The organism is Kitasatospora sp. NPDC043950, assembly GCF_056435345.1.
In genome coordinates this window covers 1-20,161 of sequence record NZ_JBWKER010000040.1, presented here as the reverse complement: position 1 = coordinate 20,161, position 20,161 = coordinate 1, and the positions used below count along the sequence as shown (strand labels likewise).

Here is a 20,161-nt window from a genome sequence, read left to right as displayed (position 1 = left end):
CTGACCACCCCTCCCCTCCCTGCTGGAAAGAGAGGAAGCCACACTCCCCCCCCCCCCCCCCCCCCCCCCCCCCCCCCCGCCCCCCCCCCCCCCCCCCCCCCGCCGTTCCGACGGGTGCGGATCAGCCGCAGAACACCGGTGTGGCGTGCGCCGGATCCAGGGCGTTGGTCACCAGGTGCAGCGCCGTCGGCGAGAACGCGATCGCCACGTGCTCGGCGAGCGTGATCGGGCAGTGGTTCTGCAGCACCTCGTTGTCGACGGCCGGGCCGGTCAGGAACTGGGTCCGCCACGGGGTGACGACCTCGTCGTACACGGTCGAGATCACCGTGTAGGTCACGCCCGGCACGGTGTCCGAACGGGAGGCCATCGTGCGGTTGAAGTCGGAGCCCACCGCCTGGTCGCGGCAGGCCTGGCAGACGGTGTAGACCAGGTCCGCGACGCCGGGGAAGTACGGCACGAGCTTGGTGATCCCGTCGAGCGTCGTGCCGTGGTTGGACGGCGCCAGGCCGACCAGCCGGCCGACCTTCGCGGCGCCGCCGAGGAACTTCAGGTAGTAGTTCGGCAGCATGCCGCCCTGCGAGTGCCCGACGATGTCGACCTTGGCCGCGCCGGTCGCCTTCAGCACCAGGTCGACGAACCGCCCGAGTTGGGCGGCCGACTCGGGCACCGGGCCCAGGCCGCCGATCGGCAGCAGCAGGCCGCTGCCGCTGGAGGTGACGCCCGGGATGGTGCCGTAGTCGAGCGCGAAGACGCAGTACCCGAGGCCCTTCAGCAGCGGGGAGAGGGCGAGCCAGTTCTCGTAGCGGTTGGCGAAGGTGCCGTGCACGAGGACCACCGGATCGGGGTGCGCGGCGCTCGGGCGGCAGTTCCAGTCGTTGGCGCCGGGCGGCGAGGCCACCGAGTCACCGTCGGGCGGCAGTTCGGCGGAGGCGGCGGCGGGGGTGATGGAGCGGGCGGCGGCGGGCGCGACGGAGGGGGACGTCGCGGCGCTCGCCGGGGCGGCCGACGCGCCGGCCAGCAGCGCGCCCGCCAGGACGGTAGCGCCGATGGCCCCGCCGAGCCTGCGGCGCACGGGAGTTGCGGAGAAGCGGAGAAGTGGGGTTCTCAACTGTTGCCTCCACGGCGGAAGTTTGTTACCAACAGGTAACCCGAGTGGCTCCATCATGCGGTCGCCCCTCCGGCCCGGCCCTTGGGCGTTCCCCAGACCTGGACGGTGTTCTCTGTGACCGGTCACAACGCACCCGCCGCCTCGCCCGGCCGCTCACCCGACGCCACACCCCGCTGCGAGCCGCACTCCGCGCCCACCGCCACCCCCGGCCGCATGCCCGACCGCACACCCGTCCGCGCGCCCGACCACACCGCCGACCGGATGCCCGGCTGGCGCGTCCCGGTGATCGGCGGCCGGCCCGCCGACCAGCGACTCCTGGGCGGTGTAGGCGAGTTGGCCGAGAGCGTGGTCGCCGCACTGCTGGACCGCGTGCCCGTGTACCACCGCCTGCCCCGCGAACAGCTCACCGGCGAACTCACCCGCGACACCGAGCGCCGGATCCGCGCCCTGGCCCACGCCGTCCGCACCGGACTCCCCACCCCCGACGAGGAGTTCGCCGCCGTCCGGGAGGCCGCCGCCCGCCGCGCCGAGGAGGGCCTGCCGCTGGACGCCGTCCTGCTCGCCCACCATCTCGGGCTGGAGGTCTGCTGGGAGTTCGTCACCCGGCACGCCCGCGACGGCGACGCCGCCGACCTGCTCGTCCTCAACCGGCTGCTGCTCGACCAGCTCCGCCAGGCCACCACCGCCGCCGGCGCCGGCTACCTCGACGAACGCCGCCCGGCCGGCGACCGGCACGCAGCCGCCCGGCAGTCGCTGCTCACCGCGCTGCTCGCCGGCGCCCCGGCGGACGAGGCCGCCGCCCGGGCCGGACTCCGACTACCGCCCCGGTACGCCGTCCTGTGCCTGTCCGTCGCCGACCACCCCGACGAGCACGCCCCCGGCGTCGACCCGGGCATCGCCGGCCGCCGCAAGCTCCGCCGGCTCATCGCCGAACTCGACCACCGGACGCGGCAGTCGGCGATCACCGCGCTCACCCCCTCGGGCGGCCTCGCACTCGTCCCGCTCGGCTCGCCCCCGGAGGCCCGGCCGGAGCGAGCGCCCGGGCGACCCGGCACGCCCGCCGAGCTCCCGTGGCAGCACCTGGCCGCCACCGTCGCAGCGGCCGCCCGGGCCGGGGGCGTCCCCGTCCTGGCCGCAGCGGCGGCCGCCGCACCTGGCGAAGTGCCGAGCGCGGCCGCGCTCGCGTACGAAGTCCTGGACGTGGCCCGCGCGTTCGACCGTCCACCCGGCCTGTACCGGCTCGACGACGTCCTGCTCGAATACCAGCTCACCCGCCCCAGCCAGGCCCGCCCCCGGCTCGCCGCACTGCTCGAACCGCTCGCCGACGGCGGCGAGTTGCTCACCACCCTGCGCACCCACCTGGCCGGCGGGCTCAACCGGCGACACACCGCGGGCGCCCTGCACCTGCACCCGAACACCGTCGACTACCGGCTGCGCCGGATCGCCGCCCTCACCGGCCTCGACCCCGCCCGCCCCGCCGACGTCCTGCGGATCACCGCCGCCATCGCCGCCCGAGCCGCCGAACAGGCCCCCGCAGTCCGCTAGGGCGTGTCCGGCCGACGACACCCGCGCCACCGGGACGGCGGCGCGGGTGCATCAGTCCCGCTCCCCCGGCAACCGCAGGTCCCACCCCACCAGGGCCCGCAGTTGCTCCGCCGTCACGCCGTCCGGCACCGGCTGGGGCGCGTCGTGGCGCAGCGGCGGCTGCCAGCCCTCCTCGGCCGTCCACCGGCGGACCACCTTGGCCGGCGCTCCGGCCACCACGCTGTGGTCGGGCACCTCGCCGCGCACCACCGCGCCCGCCGCGACCACCACGTTGCGGCCGATCCGGGCCCCCGGCAGGATCACCGCGCCGGTGCCGATCCAGCTCCCGGCGCCGATCTCCACCGGTTCGTTGCGCGGCCACTGCTTGCCGATCGGCAGGTCGGTGGACCGGTACTCGTGAGCCTGGTCGGAGATGTAGACGCCGGGCCCGGTCCACACGTCGTCGCCGAGGACGATCGACTGGTGGCCCACGATGTGGCTGTCCCGGCCGATCACGCAGCCGCCGCCGATCCGCACGATCGGCTCGGGCCCGAGGTCGAGGCCGGGCAGGAAACCGGCGCTGATGGTGACCCGCTCGCCGATGATCGAGAACGGCCCGATGGTGATCCACTGCTCGTTGAAGACCGCGCCGAGCGGGAACGCCAGTGTCGTACCGTCGCCCAACTCGCCGAACCGGTACGGGCCCGGGCTCTGCCGGGTGACCGCGCCGGTCCGCTGTACCCAGCGCCAGCCCCGGTGGACGAGGCGGCCGGCGGCACGGCGGCCACCGGCTCGGACCGCGGAGAGCAGCGAACGGGTTATCGGCATGAGCTCACGTTACCGGCCCGTAGGGTCCGACCGGCGGCCGGGCGGTCAACATCACACCGGTCCCGCACCCGCCCTGGCCTGCGGCCTCCCACGGCCAGGCCTGGCCCTCCGCCCGGGCGGGTCCGAAAACCGCGACCGACGCCGGGCTCCGGTGCCACACTCCCTCCCATGGAGATCACCGAACACATTGACGCCCTGCGCCGCGAGGGCACCCTGCTCGCCGAGGCCGCCGCCCGGACCGACCTCGCCGCCCCCGTACCGACCTGCCCGGACTGGAACCTGAACGACCTGCTGAGGCACGTCGGGAACGTCCACCGCTGGGCCGCCGCCTACCCCTCCCAGGGCCTGCGCGCGCCCCTCGACGAGGACGGCAGCCGGGCCGTGATCGGGCCGGCGCCGTCCGACGCGGCACTGCTGGACTGGTTCCGCGAAGGCCACGCCGCCCTGGTGGACACGCTCACCCGGGCCCCGGCCGACGTCGAGTGCTGGAGCTTCCTGCCGTCGCCCAGCCCGCTCGGGTTCTGGGCCCGCCGCCAGGCGCACGAGACCGCCGTCCACCGCGCCGACGCCGACGCGGCGGCCGGCACCGAGGGCCCCCGGGTGGACACCGCCCTCGCCCTCGACGGCATCGACGAACTGCTGAGCGGCTTCGTGGCCAGCAGCCGCTCCCGGCTGCGCAGCGAACGGACCCGCACCATCGGGGTCCGGACCACCGACGGCCCCGGCTCCTGGCAGCTGACCATCACCCAGGAGCCGCCGGCCGTCGGCACGGGCGGCGCCGCCGAACCGGCCGACCTCACCCTCACCGGCCCCGCCCACGACCTGTACCTGCTGCTGTGGAACCGGCTCCCGGTCGGACCCGCGCAGGTCGAACTCGACGGCGACGAGGCGCTGCTCGAACTCTGGCGGACCAGCGCGGTCATCGGCTGAGGCCGCGCCGCACGTAGCTCGCGGCGCGCCGCGCGCTGGGAGCGGCCCGGGGTGGAGTGGCCAGGGGTGCGCAGTGGCCCGGGGTGGAGTGGCCTGGGGTGGAGTGGCCAGGGGTGGAGTGGCCCAGGGTGGAGTGGCCCGGGGTCAGCGCACCCAGCGCGCGGGCCGCTTCTCCAGGAACGCCCGCATCCCCTCCTGCGCCTCCGCCGACCCGAACAGCCGCGCCGACAGCTCCACCAGCCCCTCCGCGTCCCGCTCGAAGGACCGCACCACCTCGGCGTTGGCCAGCCGCTTGGACTCCGCCAGCCCCTGCGGGGAGCCCTGGCGCAGCGCGTCCAGCAGGCCCTTCAACGCGACCCCGGTGTCCTCGGCGGACTCGGTGGCGCGGGTGATCAGGCCGATCCGGGCGGCCTCGGCGGCGTCGAAGACCTCGCCGGTGAGGTAGTAGCGGGAGGCGGCGCGCGGGTCCAGCTTGGGGCGCAGCGGCAGCGAGATCACGGCGGGCGCGAGGCCGAGCCGGACCTCGGTGAACGCGAAGGTCGCGGCCGGCCCGGCGAGGGCGAGGTCCGCCGCGCCGATCAGGCCGAGGCCGCCGGCCCGGGCGTGCCCGTCGATCACGGCGATCACCGGCTTGGTGCAGTCGACGATCGCCCGCTGCAGCTCGACCAGGCCGCGCGGGCCGACCGTCGGGTCCGCGCCGGTCGCCTCGGACAGGTCCGCACCCGCGCAGAACACCTTGCCGGTGTGCCCGAGCACCACGGCCCGGACCTCCGGGTCGGCCGCGGCGACCGCCAGACCGGCGTGCAGTTCGGCCATCAGCCGGGTGGAGAGTGCGTTGCGGTTGTGCGGCGAGTCGAGGGTGATCGTGGTGACGGCGTCGGCGGTGGTGACGCGGACGAGGGGCTCTGCGCTGGTCATCGGCGGGGCCTGCCTTCCGGCTGAGGGTGGGTCGGACTGCGGTGCCGCCCGGGTGCCCGGGCCGCGCCCGGACGACTCTGGCACGCCCACCCGCCCCTCGGCCAGAGCCAATCCTGCCCGAGGTGCCGATCGGGATCGAGGCCCTCGCGCCCGTCCGGGAGCGGCCGCGTCACCGGCCCTCGGCGTACCCTCCCCGTCGCCCGGCCCACCGGACGACGGGGCCCATCGCCAGGCCCGCCGCCGCCAGTACCGCGCCCAGGACGACCCAACCGGCCGGACCGAACCCGATCACGGCGGTGCTGACCAACGCCGGACCGGCCATCATCGCCGCCGCCGAACCCGCGTTGTACACGCCCTGATAGGCGCCGTGGTCACGCTCCCCCGCGAGGTCGTAGCTGAGCGCCCAGCCGCCGGCCTGGCCGAACACCTCGCCCAGCGACTGCAACGCGATGCCGCCGAGCACCACCACGGCGGCGACGATCGCGGGCAGGCCGTGCGCGAGGCCGATGACCAGGCACGAGGCGGCGAGCAGCAGCCCCCCGCGGCCGCAGAGCCGGGCGGCCGTCGACCGGTCCTCCGTCCCCCGGGTGGCCCGCACCTGGAGGGCGATCACCAGCAGGGTGTTGACGATCAGGGTGCCCGCGACGGTGATCCGGGGCGCCTCGGTGTCATGGATGATCCACAGCGGCACGCCGACCTCCAGGACGGCGAACTGCAGGGCGAGGACCGCGTTCAGCACCGTCACGACCAGGAACGGGCCGTCCCGCAGCGCCGGATTGCGCCGCTTGCCCCGCCCGGCACCGTCGGCCTCCGGTCCCACGGGCAGCGCGACCGGGGCCGCATGCGCGAGGACGGGGAGACGGTGGAACAGCACGGCGACGACCACGAAGGAGGCGGCGTCGGCCAGAATCGCCGTCAGATAGGCCGGCCTGGTGTCCACCTGGAGCGCGATCGCGCCGACGACCGTACCCAGGCAGAGGCCCACGTTGGTCACCACCCGCAGGTAGGCCCGGCCCGCCACCCGGCGGTCGGGCGGCAGCACCTCGGCGTAGAGCGCGTTCCGTACGGCTGCGGAGCCACGGTCGACGGCCGCGACCCCGCAGGCCAGCACCACGAAGGCCGGATAGCTGTGCGCGAGCGTGTACCCGGCGGTGCCGACCGCCTGCGCCGCGACCAGCACGACCAGCACCGGCCGGGCGCCCCAACGGTCGGCGGCCCGCCCGGCCGGCACGCTCGCGACGACCCCGCACAGGCCGGCGGCGGTCAGCCCGAGCCCCAGCTGGGCGGCGCTCAGACCGAGCACCCGGGTGAAGAACAGCACCGCGACGGACAGGGACAGGCCGCTGCCCATCGTGTTGACCAGGGTGAGCCCGGCCAGCCGCCGGACCATCGGGTCGGGGTGCAGCCGCCGTCGCACGGCGCTGACGAGCCCGCCGCCGGCCTGCGGGCCTGCGGGGCCTCCTGGGTCCGCGACGTCTCCGGGGTCTGCGGTCGTTGCGGTGCTTGCGGTGGTTGCGGTGGTTGCGGTGCTTGCGGTGCTTGCCGTGATGGCGGCGCCTCCGGGCATGGCGGGGTCGGGTCCGGACGTCTCCGCCGGCGAGGTGGTGGTCATGTGCTGATCACACCGCCTGGCGGCCCGGGTCCGGTACTCCTTTAGGCTCTGGCTAAAACCACGCGCCCCACGCGCCCCAGCCCCGGCGCCCACGCGCCGCGTCGCAGGAGACCGCCCCCGTGCACCGCTTCACGCTCGGCCTGGCCGACCTCGCCACCACCTGGTTCGCCGTCTCCCCGATCCAGGAGGCCTCGCTCAGCCTGCGCATGTGGACCCACCCCGGCGTCTACCAGCTCCAGACCCCGGCCTTCGAACGGCTCCGGCCCGCCTTCGAACGGCTGGACTCCACGCTGCTGCTGTCACTCATCGCCGGGAACCGCTGGATCCCCGACTTCCTGACGCCCCGCCCGGCCTCGCCCGCCGCCGACTTCCGCACCGAGCTGGCCACCGTCCGCGCGCTGCCGCCGGAGCAGCTGCGCCCCGAACTGGAGCAGGTCTTCCTGCCGCACGGGCGGCCCCTGCCCGCCGCGCTCGCCGCCGGACTGGCCGACCCGGCACGGCTGTTGCAGCGGATCGCCGATGCGCTGGAGGAGTACTGGGAGGTCTGCCTCGCGCCGTCCTGGTGGCCGCAGGCCCGTGCGGTCCTGGACGCCGACCTGGTCTACCGGGCCCGGCTGCTCTCCCGGCACGGCGCGGCGGCGCTCTTCGCCGACCTGGACCACCGGCTGCACTGGGAGGACGGCGTCCTGTCGATCAACCGCCGGTGGACGGACTGGGACGCGGAGACCGCCGTGGACGGCCGCGGCCTCGTCCTCATCCCGACCTTCTTCGCCCGCGGCGCGATCACGATGATCAGCAACGAGCGTGCGCCGCAGATCAGTTACCCGGCGCGCGGCCAGGCGGGCATGGCCGGCCCGGGGACGCCGGTGCCGCCGCGCGCCCTGGAGGCGCTGGTCGGCGCGCCGAAGGCCCGGCTGCTGGCCCTGCTCGCCGAACCCGCCTCCACCACCGACCTCGCCTACCGGCTGGGCGTCACCCCCGGCGCGGTCAGCCAGCACCTGTCCGTCCTCGCCGCCACCGGCCTGGTCACCCGGGCCCGGCACGGCCGCTCGGTGCTGTACCTGCGCAGCCCGCTCGGGGACGAGCTGACGGGGGCGAACAGGTGACGGAGTTCGCCCTCGTCTTCCCCCCGACCGGCCCGCACCACGGCGGCTGGTCCACCAACTCCCCAGTGGTACAGACCTGTTGACGCATTGGTCCAGTCCTCCTACAGTGCCCATGCCCCGTCTCCCCACGGCGCGGGCACCCATCGCACACGCACCAAGCACCGCGGTTCTACGTCGCCCTGTCCAACCCCCACAGCCACAGGGAGAACCATGTCCGCTCGATCCCGGGCCAGGCGCCCGCGCGTGCGCAGCAGACTGCTGGCACTGCTCTCCGTCCTGGTCCTGCCCCTCGCCGCGCTCACCGCGCTGGCCGCCCCGGCGAACGCCGCCGGAAAACTCACCGCCTCCTTCACCACCGCCGACAACGGCTCCTGGTGGCAGGGCACCTACATCGTCCACAACGACAACGCCACCGCCGTGACCGGCTGGACCCTGGAGTTCGACCTGCCGGCCGGCGTCACCATCGGCAACAGCTACAACGGCACCGCCACCGTCAACGGCCGGCACGTCACCGCGACCAACGCGTTCTACAACGCCACCGTCAACGCCCACAGCACCACCGAGCCGTACAGCTTCTGGTTCGTCGGCAACGGCCCGGTCGCCACCCCCACCAACTGCCGCATCAACGGCGACAAGTGCGACGGCACCGCCGACGTCCCACCGTCCGCGCCGGGCACCCCGGCGGTCACCGAGTCCACCGCGCACACGCTCGCCCTGACCTGGCCGGTCGCCACCGGCGGGGACTTCCCGGTGGCCTCCTACGACGTGCTCAACGGCGCCGTCGTGGTCGGCTCCAGCACCACCACCAGCGCCCTGCTCACCGGGCTCACCCCGGCCACCACCTACACGCTGTCCGTCCGGGCCAAGGACAGCCGCGGCAACACCGGACCGCTCAGCGCGCCCGTCACCGCCGCCACCTTCGACCCGTCGACCGACCCGGTCCCGCCCACCGCGCCGACCAACCTCCGGACCACGGCGATCAGTTCGTCGGACGTCACGCTCGCGTGGAACGCCGCGACCGACAACGTCCGGGTCGCCGCGTACGACGTCTACCAGGGCGGCACGCTGGTGGCGACGGTCAGCGGCAGCACCCTGACCGCGACGGTCGGCAGCCTGTCCCCGTCCACCACCTACACGTTCACCGTGAAGGCCCGCGACCCCGCCGACAACGCCTCTCCCGCCTCCGCCCCGCTCACCGCCACCACCTCGGACCTGGTCGGCGCCGGAAAGTACGCCCGGGTCGGCTACTTCGTCCAGTGGGGCATCTACGGCCGCCAGTACTTCGTCAAGAACCTCGACACCTCCGGCAGCGCGGCCAAGCTCGACGTCGTCAACTACGCCTTCGAGAACATCGATCCGGTCAACCTGACCTGTCTGGCGGGCGTCACCAAGGGCACCACCGCCAACCCGCAGGACCCGGACCAGGGCACCGGCGCCGGTGACGCCGACGCCGACTACGCCCGCCCGATGAGCGCCGACCAGTCGGTGGACGGCGTGGCCGACGACGGCTGGGGCAAACTCCGCGGCAACCTCAACCAGTTGAAGAAGCTGAAGGCCAAGTACCCGAACCTGAAGGTGGTCGTCTCACTCGGCGGCTGGACGTACTCCAAGTACTTCTCGGACGTCGCCGCCACCGACGCGTCCCGCCAGAAGTTCGTCAAGTCCTGCCTCGACGTGTGGATCAAGGGCAACCTGCCGGTCTACAACGGCGCCGGCGGCGACGGCGTGGCGGCCGGGATCTTCGACGGCATCGACCTCGACTGGGAGTGGCCCGGCTCCGCCGACGGCCACGCGGGCAACCACTGGAGCGCCAACGACAAGGGCAACCTGACCCTGCTGCTGGCCGAATTCCGCAAGCAGCTCGACGCGTTGGGCGGATCCCACAAGCTGCTCACCGCCTTCACCCCGGCCGACCCGGCGAAGGTCGCCGCGGGCTGGGACCTCACGAAGATCTTCAGCTCGCTGGACATCGCCAACGTCCAGGGCTACGACTTCCACGGCTCCGGCAGCGACAACTCCTGGGAGCCCAACCGCACCGGCCCCCAGGCCAACCTCTACGCCGACCCGAACGACCCGTACAACTTCCACTTCAGCGTGGACGCGGCGGTCCAGACCTACCTCGGCGCCGGGGTCAACCCGCGCAAACTCACCATCGGCTTCCCGTTCTACGGGCGCGGCTGGCAGGGCGTGGCGGACGGCGGCGCCTCCGGCTTGTGGCAGTCCGCGAACGGCGCGGCCCCGGGCCAGTTCAGCGAGGAGGCCGGCACCCGCGGCTACAACAACCTCATCACCGGCGTCCCCAACCTGACCGTGTACCACGACCCCAAGTCCATTGCGACGTACGGCTACACCGGAGCCGGCGGCCAGTGGTGGACCTTCGACGACGCCTGGTCGATCGCCCAGAAGACGGCCTACCTCAAGTCGAAGAACCTGCTCGGCGGCATGATCTGGGAGATGTCCGGCGACACCCCCTCCGGCACGCTCATCAACGCACTCGACTCCGGTCTCAAATAGCCGGAGGGCATGGCCCGTTGGGCCGGTAGGGCAGCAAGGGCCGGCGCTCCGAGAACGACGGAGCGCCGGCCCGCGCCTCAGGTGCCTCAAGCGCCTCAGGTGCCTCACATACCTGACGGGCCTGACGGGCCTGACGGGCCTCCAAGGCCGAATGCGCCTCCCGTCACCGGGACGCCATCGCCGCCAGCTTCCTGGCCGCCCGGTACTGCCGGAGCACCTGCGCGAAGGAGGTGTGCCCCTGGGTGGTCCGGGCGAAGGCCCGCCAGGCCGGCGCCACCAGGCAGACCGCCGCGTGGAACAGGTACGGGCGCCGCTCGAAGGCGCCCAGCAGCTGCTTGCCGGCGCGCATCTCCACGCCCAGCCCGGCCTTGATGGCGAACGCGTAGTTCAACGCCTCGCGCCGCACGTCCGCCGCCTTGCCCGCCTCCGCGACCTTCACCGCCCACTCGCCGGCCAGCCGGCCCGAGCGCAGCGCGTAGGAGATGCCCTCGCGGGTCCACGGCTCCAGCAGTCCGGCCGCGTCCCCGGCGACCAGCACCCGGCCGCGGGAGAGCGGCGAGTCCTCGGCCCGGCAGCGGGTCAGGTGCCCGGACTCCACGCTCGGGGTGAAGCCGGACAGCCCCAACCGCCGGATGTAGTCGGCGAGATACTGCTTGGTCCGCTCGCCGTCGCCGCGCGCCGAAATGACGCCGACGGTCAGACTGCTCGACTCGGTCTTCGGGAACACCCAGCCGTAACTGCCGCGCAGCGGGCCCCAGTCGAGGTGGATCCGGCCCGACCAGTCCGCGGCGACCTGCGGCGGGACGGGGATCTCCGCCTCCAGGCCGAGGTCGATCTGGTCGAAGGTGACACCGACGTGCCGGGCGATCCGACTCGCGCTGCCGTCCGCGCCGACCACCGCGCGCGCCTCGAAGGTGCGCCCGTCGGCGGCCGTCACCAGCGCCGTCCGGTGCTCGCCGCCGCGCTGCTCGACGCCGGTGACGGTCACTCCGGTGACCAGCACCGCCCCGGCCTGCTTGGCCGCCTGCACCAGGCGCAGGTCGAACTCGTCCCGGTTGACCAGGCCGAACAGCATCCGCCGGGACCGACGCGTCCGGGTGAACCGCCCGTCGTAGGCGAAGGTGACGGCGTGCACGCGGTCCTGCAACGGCAGCCGGAAGTCGGGCGGCAGGCTGTCCCGGGACGGGCCGATGATGCCGCCGCCACAGGTCTTGTAACGGGGGTGCTCGGCCTTGTCGAGGAGCAGCACCCGCCGGCCCTGGACGGCGGCGGCGTGCGCGGCCGAGGCTCCGGCCGGTCCGGCGCCGACCACCACGACGTCCCAGACACCGTCGAGCGGCTCGGGCGCCGACCGACCGACCCTCGGCGCGGTCTCGGTCTCGGCTTCGGTCGCGCCGTCGGTCTCGGTCCCAGCCTCGGTCGCGGCTTCGAACACCGTCTCGGTCCCGGTCTCGGACACCGTCTCGGGCGCCCCCTCGGACGCCTCGCCTGACGGCTGACCTGACGGCCGTCCGGGTACCTCGGCGTCGAGCGGCGAGACCTCGGTGTCGAGTGGGCTGCGGGAATCGGAGCTTCCGGAGTCAGTCACGTCGAGCAATCCTATGCGTCCGCCGAGCCCGCCGCTGGCCGCGCCGCCCCGAACGCCAGACCGAACCCGGATCGAACCCGGACCGAACTCAGATCGAACCCGGGCCGATCCATCGGGCCGATCCACCAGACGGTGCGCCGGGCGGGATCGCCGGGCAAAACCACCCGATCGGACTGTTCGAGTCCGCCTATGATCGGCGGTACCCAAACCGCCCCCTCCGCCCGCACCACCCCTCGGGCGAAGCCTTCCCCTCGGAGCCCCGATGTCACAGCCGCTGGCCGACACCGTCCGGTCCCTGATGGACCGTGCCCGCACCGACCTCGCCGAACTGGTCGCCTTCCCCTCGGTCGCCGACCCGCGCCAGTTCCCGGTCGAGGAGTGCGAGAAGGCCGCCCGCTGGGTCGCCGACGCCTTCGCCGCCGAGGGCCTGACCAACGTCCAACTGCTGGACACCCCGGACGGCACCCAGTCCGTCTACGCCGAACTGCCCGGCCCCCAGGGCGCGCCGACCGTGCTGCTCTACTCGCACTACGACGTCCAGCCCCCGCTCGACGAGAGCGCCTGGCTCAGCCCCGCCTTCGAGCTGACCGAGCGTGACGGCCGCTGGTACGGGCGCGGCGCCGCCGACTGCAAGGGCAACATCCTGATGCACCTGACCGCCCTGCGAGCCCTGCGGCAGGTGTACGGCGACGGCTACCCGGTCGGTCTGAAGATCATCGTCGAGGGCTCGGAGGAGCAGGGCACCGGCGGCCTGGAGCGCTACGCCGAGGCCCACCCCGAACTGCTCGCCGCCGACGCCATCATCATCGGCGACACCGGCAACTTCGCCCCCGGCCTGCCCACCGTGACCGCCTCGCTGCGCGGCATGACGGTCGTCGAGGTCGCGGTCACCACCCTGGCCGGCAACCTGCACTCCGGCGCCTTCGGCGGCGCCGCCCCGGACGCGCTGCAGTCGCTGGTCCGGATGCTCGCCTCGCTGCACGACGAGCACGGCGACGTCGCGGTGGCCGGACTGACCGGCGGCCAGACCTGGAGCGGTGTCCAGTACTCGGAGGCGCAGTTCCGCTCCGACGCCAAGGTGCTCGACGGCGTCGCCCTGACCGGCACCGGCACCATCGCCGACCGCCTGTGGGCCCGCCCCGCGATCACCGTCCTCGGCATCGACGCCCCGCCGGTGATCGGCGCCACCTCCTCCGTCCAGGCCGCCGCCAAGGCCCTGGTCAGCCTGCGCGTCCCGCCGGGCAGCGACCCGACCGCCGCCCAGGACGCGCTGGTCGCCCACCTGGAGGCGCAGGTCCCGCTCGGCGCCCGTCTGACCGTCGAACGCCAGGGCACCGGCGCCCCGTTCAACGCCGACACCACCGGCCCGGCGTACGAGGCGATGGGCGAGGCCATGGCCGAGGCCTTCGGCACCGAGATGGTCGCCTCCGGCGAGGGCGGCTCGATCCCGCTCTGCAACACGCTGCGCTCGCTCTACCCGAAGGCCGAGATCGTGCTGATCGGCGTCGAGGAGCCGACCACCCAGATCCACGCGGTCAACGAGAGCGTCGACCCGCAGGAGCTGGAGCGGATGGCCCTCTCCGAGGCCCTGTTCCTCCGCCGCTACGCCGAACTGCGCTCGGTCTGACGCACGTTGGTCCGGGGGCCGCCGTCGGCGGTCCCCGGCACCGGCCGCCCGCCCCGGAACCTGCGGGCGGCACCCGCCACCACCGCGTAACCGACCGCCCCCACCGCGAGCCCGGCCCCGGCGCCGAAGCAGAACTCCGGGATCAGGTTCCGCCGCAGCGGGACCAGCCGGTGCAGCACCCCGACCGCCGTCGCCGCGCCCAGGGCCGCGACGGCGGCGCGGCGCGCCCGGGGAGCGAGTGCCACGGCCGGGCGGACCGGCTCCACGCCCCGCGCCGCCCGCACCGCCCAGCCCGCCATCGCGGCCAGAGCCAGCGCCGAACTGCCGTACTGCAGAGCCGAGTAGAGCGGAACCCCGGCCACCTCCCGGTCCAGCACCGGCAGCAGCCGGACACCCAGCCGGCCTTCGTGGGTGAACGCGTCCCAGCCGACGTGGGTGGCCGCACCGATCGCCGCCGACGCCGCGAACCACGCCGCCCCCGCACCCGCCCCGGCTCCGGCGGACCGCCGGACCGTCAGCGCCTCGGCCGCGCCCGCCCACCGGTCGGGCAGCAGCGCCACCAGCGGCGCGCGCAGCAGGCCGTGCCAGCCGGCCACCAGCGCGCCCGCGATCGCCACGTCCAGCGTCGGCACGGCCCACCAGCGGTGCGTCAGACCGCCGTGGCCGTACACCCCGGGCAGCAGCGACTCGGCGAAGAACGGGACGTCGGGCGCCATCGATCCGGCGACCAGCGCCGAGGCGACCAGCGGCCCGCGCTCCCCGGCGGCGCGCAGCAGGGGCAGGACGGCGGCGGGGTGGCTCAGTGTGAACGGCATGCCCCCATCCTCCCGCCCCTGCCGAGCCATCGGCCAACGGCCTGGGCCAACGGCCAACGACCTGGGCCAACAGCCAACGACCTGGGCCAACGGCCAGCGCCTCTGGACAGCGGCCACCGCCTCTGGACGGCCCGGCACCCGGGCTCGTCAGGCACCCCAGGCGGCTACGCCGCGTCCGCCGTGCTGGCCAGGCCGAGCGCGACCCGGCGGCCCGCCTCCAGGTAGCGCAACTCGCCGCTGCGGCGGGCGTCCAGGGCGGCGGCGAGGCGGCGGTAGCGGCTCGGGGGCAGCAGGTCGGCGGCCTCGTCCAGGGTGACGAAGCGCCAGTCGCGCAGTTCCTCGGCCTGGAGCAGCAGGTTCTGGCGGGAGGCGGCGTCCAGTTGGCCGCCGTCGTACATCAGGCGCAGGCCGCCGCGGCGCGGGCCGGTGCGCGGCTCCCAGTCGACGGCGAGCAGGCGCAGCCCGGTCGGGTCGAGCCGCAGGCCCAGTTCCTCGGCGGTCTCGCGCAGGGCCGCGTCGGTGGGGGCCTCGCCGCGTTCGACCACGCCTCCGGGGAAGTCCCAGTCGGGTTTGTAGACGGGGTCGACCAGCAGGACGCGGTCCTGTTCGTCGAAGAACAGGACGGCGGAGGCCACGGTGTCCCCGGTCGGGTCGGGGGTCTGGACGATCGGGCAGCGGGCGGCGCCGACGCGGACCAGTTCGGCGATCCGGTGGGCGGTCTCGCGGGGGGTGAGCTCGCTGGTGTCGAGCATCCGGGCGTCCTCGACCAGCCAGCGCCGGGCGGCCCGGTAGCGGGCCACGTGCTCGAAGCACCACGTGCGGACCCGCTCGCTGGCCTCCGGATCTCCCGGGCACTCGTCGCGGTGGGCGATGCGGTGACGCAGGATCGTTTCTTCTGGGTCCAGGACGAAGTGGTGCACCGCTATGCCGTGGGAGGCGAGGTCGCCGAAGATCTCGTCCCGGTAGTCCTCCCTGAGCAGGGTCATCGGGACCACCAGCGGGCCCGCGACCTCACTGAGCAGCGCGGCCGCCGTCTCGGGGACGAGCCGGCGCCAGGCCGCCAGGTCCTGGAAGTCGGACACCGTCGCCAGCCGGTCGGCCGGGAGCATCCGGCGCAGGCCGAAGCCCACCAGCTCGGGATCGAAGAGCACGCTCCCGGGCAGCAGTTCCACCAGCTCGCGGCAGGCACTCGTCTTGCCCGCCCCGAATGTGCCATTGACCCAGACGATCACAACGTCCCCTGCCCTCGACTTGCCCCGATGCCGTTCGCACCGGGCAGCGCCCCCGTCGGCCGAACCAGCGCCACCCGTGGTGGTACCCGCGCCACGCCGCTCCCCATACCTCCCCACCGCGCCCGCCGTTGCGCCCCACTCCGCCCCTTGACAGGGGCATGTGCCCAGGCCAGCCGCCTTCCGGGAGAAATATGTAGACCGGTCTACATCAAAGTTGCACCCTGCTCACACCCTGCGCGCACAGGAAGTCGGCCCGTCCGACTTCCTGTGCGCCATCATCACCCCAGATCACCTCCCATCACCCCCTCCACCCGACTATGTAGACCGACCGACAGATTTCTCCCGGCAATATCTAGACCGGTCTGCATAATTCAGTAGACCGGTCGACATATTCTTCCCCGCGCCCCTCGCGCGCCCCCCGGCGCCCGCTTGCGCCGCGCGCACCCCAGCACGTACAGAGGAACGATGAAGCTGCTCCCAGCCGGCCGCGTCATCGTCATCGGCTCGATCAACGCCGACCGCATCCTCCGCTGCCCCGTCCTCCCCGCCCCCGGCGAGACCGTCCTCGCCACCGCCGCCACCCAGGGGTTCGGCGGCAAGGGCGCGAACCAGGCGGTGGCGGCGGCGCGCATGGGCGCCGCCGTCCACCTGGTCGCGAAGGTCGGGCACGACGCCGACGGCGAAGCCGCGCTCACCGACCTGCGCGGCGCGGAAGTCGAGACGGCCTCCGTGCTCACCCACCCCGACGCGCCGACCGGGCAGGCGATCGTCATGGTCGACCCCGCCGGCGAGAACAGCATCGTCGTCGTCCCCGGTGCCAACGCCCACCTGACCGCCGCCGAGGTCACCGCCGCACTCGCCCGCCTGCACCTGCTCCCCGTCGACGTGCTCCTCACCAGCGGCGAGGTCCCCGAGGAGTGCATCCGAGCGACCGCCGCCGCCCTGCCGGCCGACGGCACCCACTGGGTGCACAACGCCGCCCCGGCCGGCTCGCTCCCCGACACCGGTCCGACCGGGCGCCACCCCCTGGTCGTCGCCAACGCCGTCGAGGCCCGCCAGCTGACCGGTGCCCCCACCGTCGAGGAGGCCGCCCGGGCCCTCGCCCGCCGCGCCGACGGCGTCGTACTCACCCTCGGCGGCGAGGGCGCGCTGGTCGCCACCGAGGGACGGTCGGCCCGACTGCCCGCCCCCGCCGTCCAGGTCGTCGACACCACCGGTGCCGGCGACGTCTTCTGCGGCGCCCTCGCCGCCGGACTCGCCCGCGGCGCCTCCCTCCCCGCCGCGGCCGCCACCGCCGTGGCCGCCGGCGCCTTCGCCGTCACCGCCCTGGGCGCCCGTGGCGCCCTCCCCCGCCCGACCGACCTCTGACCAGCCGCTTCCCGACGGGCCCGGGCGGGCCGGGCTCACCCCCGGTGGGGGCGCCCGGGCCACAACTCCCGAACGCCCCGGCTCACGTGCCTAGCAGCACTCGGTCTACGGCCGCCCCATGTACGACGGGTAGTAGCCGCTGCTGATCCCCGAGATCCGGATCAGCGTGCCCGGCCGCGCCGCCTCGACGTACTGGTTGTTGCCCAGGTAGATCGCCACGTGCTGGATGCCCCGTTTGGTGCCGTTGGGGGACCAGAACAGCAGGTCGCCCCGGCGCAGCTGGCCGGCGCTGATGGGCGTGGTCGCCGCGTACTGGTCGTTGGCCACCCGCGGCAGGTTCACCCCGCCGCGTCGGAAGGCCTGCTGCACGAGGCCCGAGCAGTCGTACCCGTCCGGCCCGTTGCCCGCGGTCCGGAACGGCTTGCCCAGTTGGCTCAGCGCGAACTGCACGGCGGACTCGACGCCCTGGTCCCCCGCCACCGCGCCGGCGGCCGAGCCCGACGAACCCGACGAGGACGATCCGGACGACCCGGACGACGACGGGGACCCGTCCCCCGTCCGCGCCACGTACACGTCGTAGTGCGTGGTCCAGCGCCACTCCCCCTTGCTGTTCTTGAACCAGTACCGCGACCCGTCCCAGCCCTGCTTGATCCCCCCGCTCGACTTCGCGCCCGTCGACGGGGCCTTCGCTGCGGAGGAGGATCCGCCCCCCGTCCGCGCCACGTACACGTCGTAGTGCGTGGTCCAGCGCCACTGCCCCTGACTGTTCTTGAACCAGTACCGCGAGCCGTCCCACCCGGCGTGCGCCGGTGCCGACTCGGCGGCGACGGCGGGGCTGACGCCGGGGCCGACGCCGATCACACCCGCACCGGCCACGATCACGGCCACCATGCCTATCCCCCGACGCACCCGCGCGGCCCGCGAGGGACGGACGGGGCGGACGGGGCTGACGGTGGCCGCCCGCTGGTCGACGGTGGTGGCAGCGTGCTGCCCGGTCGGTTCGTCGGCGGCACCCGGCGCGCCGGTGTTGACGGTGGTCATCCTGCTGTCTTCCCTCACTGCTGCGAACTGCCGCCACGGGGGCGGCTGCGGAATCGGCTACGGACACGCACGTCCCGGTGAGACGGCACGTACGGCTCGGCAGACCCCGCCCGGCATGCCACGGCCTCCGGTCGTGCGACCGGGAGCCGCGGCATGCCGCCCAGGGATTCAGTTCTGCCTGCGTGTCACGGTAGGCACGCGTCCGCTCACGGCGCGCAGTGGAGTGAGCCAATGGAAGGGTTCACGGCCGGTGAGCACCGACGGGGTATCAGGGTGAAGGCCAGTCATCGGGCCGCTTGCCCGACGCCCCCTCACCCCTGCTGGTCCGCCTCCGCCAGCAGCTGCTTCTTCAACACCTTTCCCAGCGCGTTCCTGGGCAGTTCGGGCACCAGCACGACCCGGCGCGGCCGCTTGTGCGCGGACAGCCGCTCCGCCACGAAGGCCGTCAGCTGTTCCCCCGTCACGGCGCCGTCCGGGATGACGTACGCGACGACGGCCTGCCCGAGGTCCTCATCCGGCGCACCGACCACCGCCGCGTCGGCGACCGCGGGGTGGTCGCGCAGCGCGGCCTCCACCTCACCGGCGCCGATCCGGTAGCCGCCGCTCTTGATCAGGTCGACGGAGGCGCGACCGACGATCCGGTGGAAGCCGTCCTCACCGATCACGGCGACGTCCCCGGTGCGGAACCAGCCGTCAGCCGTCCAGGCCTCGGCGTCCGCGTCGGGCCGGTTGAGGTACCCGCTGAACAGGGTCGGCCCGGCGACCTGCAACTCTCCGACGCTCTCCCCGTCGGAGGGCACCGGCGCGCCGTCCTCGCCGACCAGCCGGGTGCGCACCCCGTCCAGCGGCAGGCCGACGCTGCCGGGCCGACGCTCGCCGTCCGCCCGGGTGCTGACGGTGATCAGCGACTCGGTCATCCCGTAGCGCTCGATCGGGGCGTGCCCGGTGAGCGCGGCCAGCTTCTCGAACACCGGTACCGGCAGCGGCGCGCTGCCGGAGACCAGCAGCCGGGCCGAGGCCAGCCGACCCGCCGCCCCGGGGTCGGCCGCCACCCGGGACCAGACGGTCGGCACCCCGAAGTACAGGCTGCCGCTCGCGGCCGCGTACCCCTCCGGGGTGGGCCGCCCGGTGTGCACGAGCCGGCTGCCGGTCCGCAGGGCGCCGAGGACGCCGAGGATCAGTCCGTGGACGTGGAACAGCGGCAGGCCGTGGACGAGGGTGTCCTCGGCGGTCCACTGCCAGGCCGCGGCGAGCGCGTCCAGGTCGGCGGCGATCGCCTGGCGCCGGATCACGGCTCCCTTGGGCGCCCCGGTGGTGCCGGAGGTGTAGAGGACGAAGCCGGTGGCGTCCGGCGCGGGCTCGGCGAACGTGGTGGCGGCGCGGTCCGCCGGGTCGACCGGCACCCCCTCCACCTCACCCGGCACCGCGTCGCCCACGGCGTGCGCGAGCAGCACCGCACCCGAGTCGCGCAGGATGTGCTCGCGCTCCTTGGGCCCGGAGTCGGGCGGCAGCGGCACCACGGGCACGCCCGCCAGCAGGCCGCCGACCACGGCGACGACCGTCTCGACGGCGGGCCGGGCGAGCACGGCGAGCGCGGGCGCACCGGCCACCCGGTCAGCGACGGCGGTCGCCGCGCCCAGCAGCTCCTCGCGGGACAGCGCCCGCCCGTCGATCCGCAGCGCGTCCGCCGCGTCCCCGTAATCGCCCTGAAGTGCGGTCAGCAGTGCCATGCTTCCGTCCTCGCCCTCGTCTCACGCTGTCGCGCCGACTCTACGGGCCGCACCCGGACCGTCCGTGGGCAGCGGTCACCAGCCGCCGCCCACCTGGCTTGTACCGACCTGTGCCGGAAACGCCGGAGGGGGGGGGGGGGGGGGGCCGGGGGCCCCCCCCCCCCCCCCCCTTTTTGGGGGGCCGCCCCTTCTGGGCTTTCCCCCCCGCGGTCACCTGTGG

The 20,161-nt window shown here is 74.4% G+C and carries 15 protein-coding genes; 6 read left to right on the top strand and 9 right to left on the bottom strand.

Features of this window, described 5'->3' with window-relative positions:
- Positions 1–121 precede the first annotated feature (121 nt).
- Positions 122–1,108 (bottom strand): esterase/lipase family protein, encoded by a 987-nt coding sequence (locus AC07BF_RS25380; RefSeq protein ID WP_478318412.1) that lies wholly within the window; start codon positions 1,106–1,108, stop codon positions 122–124.
- Positions 1,109–1,222: 114 nt separating this feature from the next.
- Between AC07BF_RS25380 and AC07BF_RS25375 the strand changes: the two genes are divergently transcribed.
- A complete protein-coding gene (locus AC07BF_RS25375) occupies positions 1,223–2,653 on the top strand; it encodes a PucR family transcriptional regulator (RefSeq protein WP_478318414.1) in 1,431 nt (476 codons plus the stop codon).
- 51 nt (positions 2,654–2,704) lie between these two features.
- On the opposite strand, the gene AC07BF_RS25370 is transcribed toward AC07BF_RS25375, so the two are convergent.
- Positions 2,705–3,460 carry an acyltransferase gene (locus AC07BF_RS25370; RefSeq protein WP_363588732.1) on the bottom strand — a complete coding sequence of 252 codons (756 nt, stop codon included), beginning with the start codon at positions 3,458–3,460 and terminating at the stop codon, positions 2,705–2,707.
- Between the two features lie 168 nt (positions 3,461–3,628).
- Between AC07BF_RS25370 and AC07BF_RS25365 the strand changes: the two genes are divergently transcribed.
- Positions 3,629–4,390 (top strand): maleylpyruvate isomerase family mycothiol-dependent enzyme, encoded by a 762-nt coding sequence (locus AC07BF_RS25365; RefSeq protein WP_363631559.1) that lies wholly within the window; start codon positions 3,629–3,631, stop codon positions 4,388–4,390.
- A 144-nt stretch (positions 4,391–4,534) separates the two neighbouring features.
- Here the strand turns inward: AC07BF_RS25365 and AC07BF_RS25360 are convergent, their stop codons facing one another.
- Together AC07BF_RS25360 and AC07BF_RS25355 are read right to left on the bottom strand one after the other, a co-directional pair.
- A complete protein-coding gene (locus AC07BF_RS25360; protein WP_063350153.1) occupies positions 4,535–5,308 on the bottom strand; it encodes an enoyl-CoA hydratase family protein in 774 nt (257 codons plus the stop codon).
- Positions 5,309–5,477: 169 nt separating this feature from the next.
- The gene (locus tag AC07BF_RS25355) at positions 5,478–6,725 is read right to left on the bottom strand and encodes an MFS transporter (protein ID WP_478318416.1); all 1,248 of its coding nucleotides are present in this window, start codon (positions 6,723–6,725) and stop codon (positions 5,478–5,480) included.
- Positions 6,726–7,039: 314 nt separating this feature from the next.
- Here AC07BF_RS25355 and AC07BF_RS25350 point away from each other — a divergent pair, with 314 nt between their 5' ends.
- Together AC07BF_RS25350 and AC07BF_RS25345 are read left to right on the top strand one after the other, a co-directional pair.
- A complete protein-coding gene (locus AC07BF_RS25350; RefSeq protein ID WP_400811696.1) occupies positions 7,040–8,026 on the top strand; it encodes an ArsR/SmtB family transcription factor in 987 nt (328 codons plus the stop codon).
- A gap of 210 nt (positions 8,027–8,236) precedes the next feature.
- Positions 8,237–10,540, top strand: a complete 2,304-nt coding sequence (locus tag AC07BF_RS25345; protein WP_478333955.1) for a glycosyl hydrolase family 18 protein — start codon at positions 8,237–8,239, stop codon at positions 10,538–10,540.
- Between the two features lie 163 nt (positions 10,541–10,703).
- Here the strand turns inward: AC07BF_RS25345 and AC07BF_RS25340 are convergent, their stop codons facing one another.
- Positions 10,704–12,128, bottom strand: coding sequence for a geranylgeranyl reductase family protein (locus AC07BF_RS25340; protein ID WP_478333954.1), 1,425 nt, complete (start codon positions 12,126–12,128; stop codon positions 10,704–10,706).
- Positions 12,129–12,390: 262 nt separating this feature from the next.
- On the opposite strand from AC07BF_RS25340, the gene AC07BF_RS25335 reads away from it, so the two are divergent.
- Entirely contained in the window at positions 12,391–13,755 is a 1,365-nt protein-coding gene (locus AC07BF_RS25335) for a M20/M25/M40 family metallo-hydrolase (protein ID WP_478333953.1), read from the top strand.
- Here the strand turns inward: AC07BF_RS25335 and AC07BF_RS25330 are convergent.
- On the bottom strand, positions 13,731–14,570 hold the full coding sequence (locus AC07BF_RS25330; protein WP_478333952.1) for a DUF4184 family protein: 840 nt from the start codon (positions 14,568–14,570) through the stop codon (positions 13,731–13,733). The genes AC07BF_RS25335 and AC07BF_RS25330 overlap by 25 nt on opposite strands.
- Positions 14,571–14,734: 164 nt before the next feature.
- Positions 14,735–15,802, bottom strand: coding sequence for an NUDIX hydrolase (locus AC07BF_RS25325; RefSeq protein WP_363588746.1), 1,068 nt, complete (start codon positions 15,800–15,802; stop codon positions 14,735–14,737).
- 465 nt (positions 15,803–16,267) lie between these two features.
- Here AC07BF_RS25325 and AC07BF_RS25320 point away from each other — a divergent pair, with 465 nt between their 5' ends.
- Complete coding sequence (locus tag AC07BF_RS25320) at positions 16,268–17,170, top strand: PfkB family carbohydrate kinase (RefSeq protein ID WP_478318423.1); 903 nt, start codon at positions 16,268–16,270, stop codon at positions 17,168–17,170.
- 105 nt (positions 17,171–17,275) lie between these two features.
- On the opposite strand, the gene AC07BF_RS25315 is transcribed toward AC07BF_RS25320, so the two are convergent.
- Complete coding sequence (locus tag AC07BF_RS25315; protein WP_478333951.1) at positions 17,276–18,211, bottom strand: C40 family peptidase; 936 nt, start codon at positions 18,209–18,211, stop codon at positions 17,276–17,278.
- A gap of 311 nt (positions 18,212–18,522) precedes the next feature.
- The gene (locus AC07BF_RS25310; RefSeq protein ID WP_478333950.1) at positions 18,523–19,941 is read right to left on the bottom strand and encodes an acyl-CoA synthetase; all 1,419 of its coding nucleotides are present in this window, start codon (positions 19,939–19,941) and stop codon (positions 18,523–18,525) included.
- Positions 19,942–20,161: the final 220 nt, after the last annotated feature.

What these genes read in the sequence shown, in the direction of transcription:
- AC07BF_RS25370 (WP_363588732.1), bottom strand. Translation starts at nt 3,460, where the DNA reads ATGCCGATAACCCGTTCGCTGCTCTCCGCGGTCCGAGCCGGTGGCCGC.
- AC07BF_RS25365 (WP_363631559.1), top strand. Translation starts at nt 3,629, where the DNA reads ATGGAGATCACCGAACACATTGACGCCCTGCGCCGCGAGGGCACCCTG.
- AC07BF_RS25360 (WP_063350153.1), bottom strand. Translation starts at nt 5,308, where the DNA reads ATGACCAGCGCAGAGCCCCTCGTCCGCGTCACCACCGCCGACGCCGTC.
- AC07BF_RS25345 (WP_478333955.1), top strand. Translation starts at nt 8,237, where the DNA reads ATGTCCGCTCGATCCCGGGCCAGGCGCCCGCGCGTGCGCAGCAGACTG.
- AC07BF_RS25335 (WP_478333953.1), top strand. Translation starts at nt 12,391, where the DNA reads ATGTCACAGCCGCTGGCCGACACCGTCCGGTCCCTGATGGACCGTGCC.
- AC07BF_RS25330 (WP_478333952.1), bottom strand. Translation starts at nt 14,570, where the DNA reads ATGCCGTTCACACTGAGCCACCCCGCCGCCGTCCTGCCCCTGCTGCGC.
- AC07BF_RS25320 (WP_478318423.1), top strand. Translation starts at nt 16,268, where the DNA reads ATGAAGCTGCTCCCAGCCGGCCGCGTCATCGTCATCGGCTCGATCAAC.
- AC07BF_RS25315 (WP_478333951.1), bottom strand. Translation starts at nt 18,211, where the DNA reads ATGACCACCGTCAACACCGGCGCGCCGGGTGCCGCCGACGAACCGACC.
- AC07BF_RS25310 (WP_478333950.1), bottom strand. Translation starts at nt 19,941, where the DNA reads ATGGCACTGCTGACCGCACTTCAGGGCGATTACGGGGACGCGGCGGAC.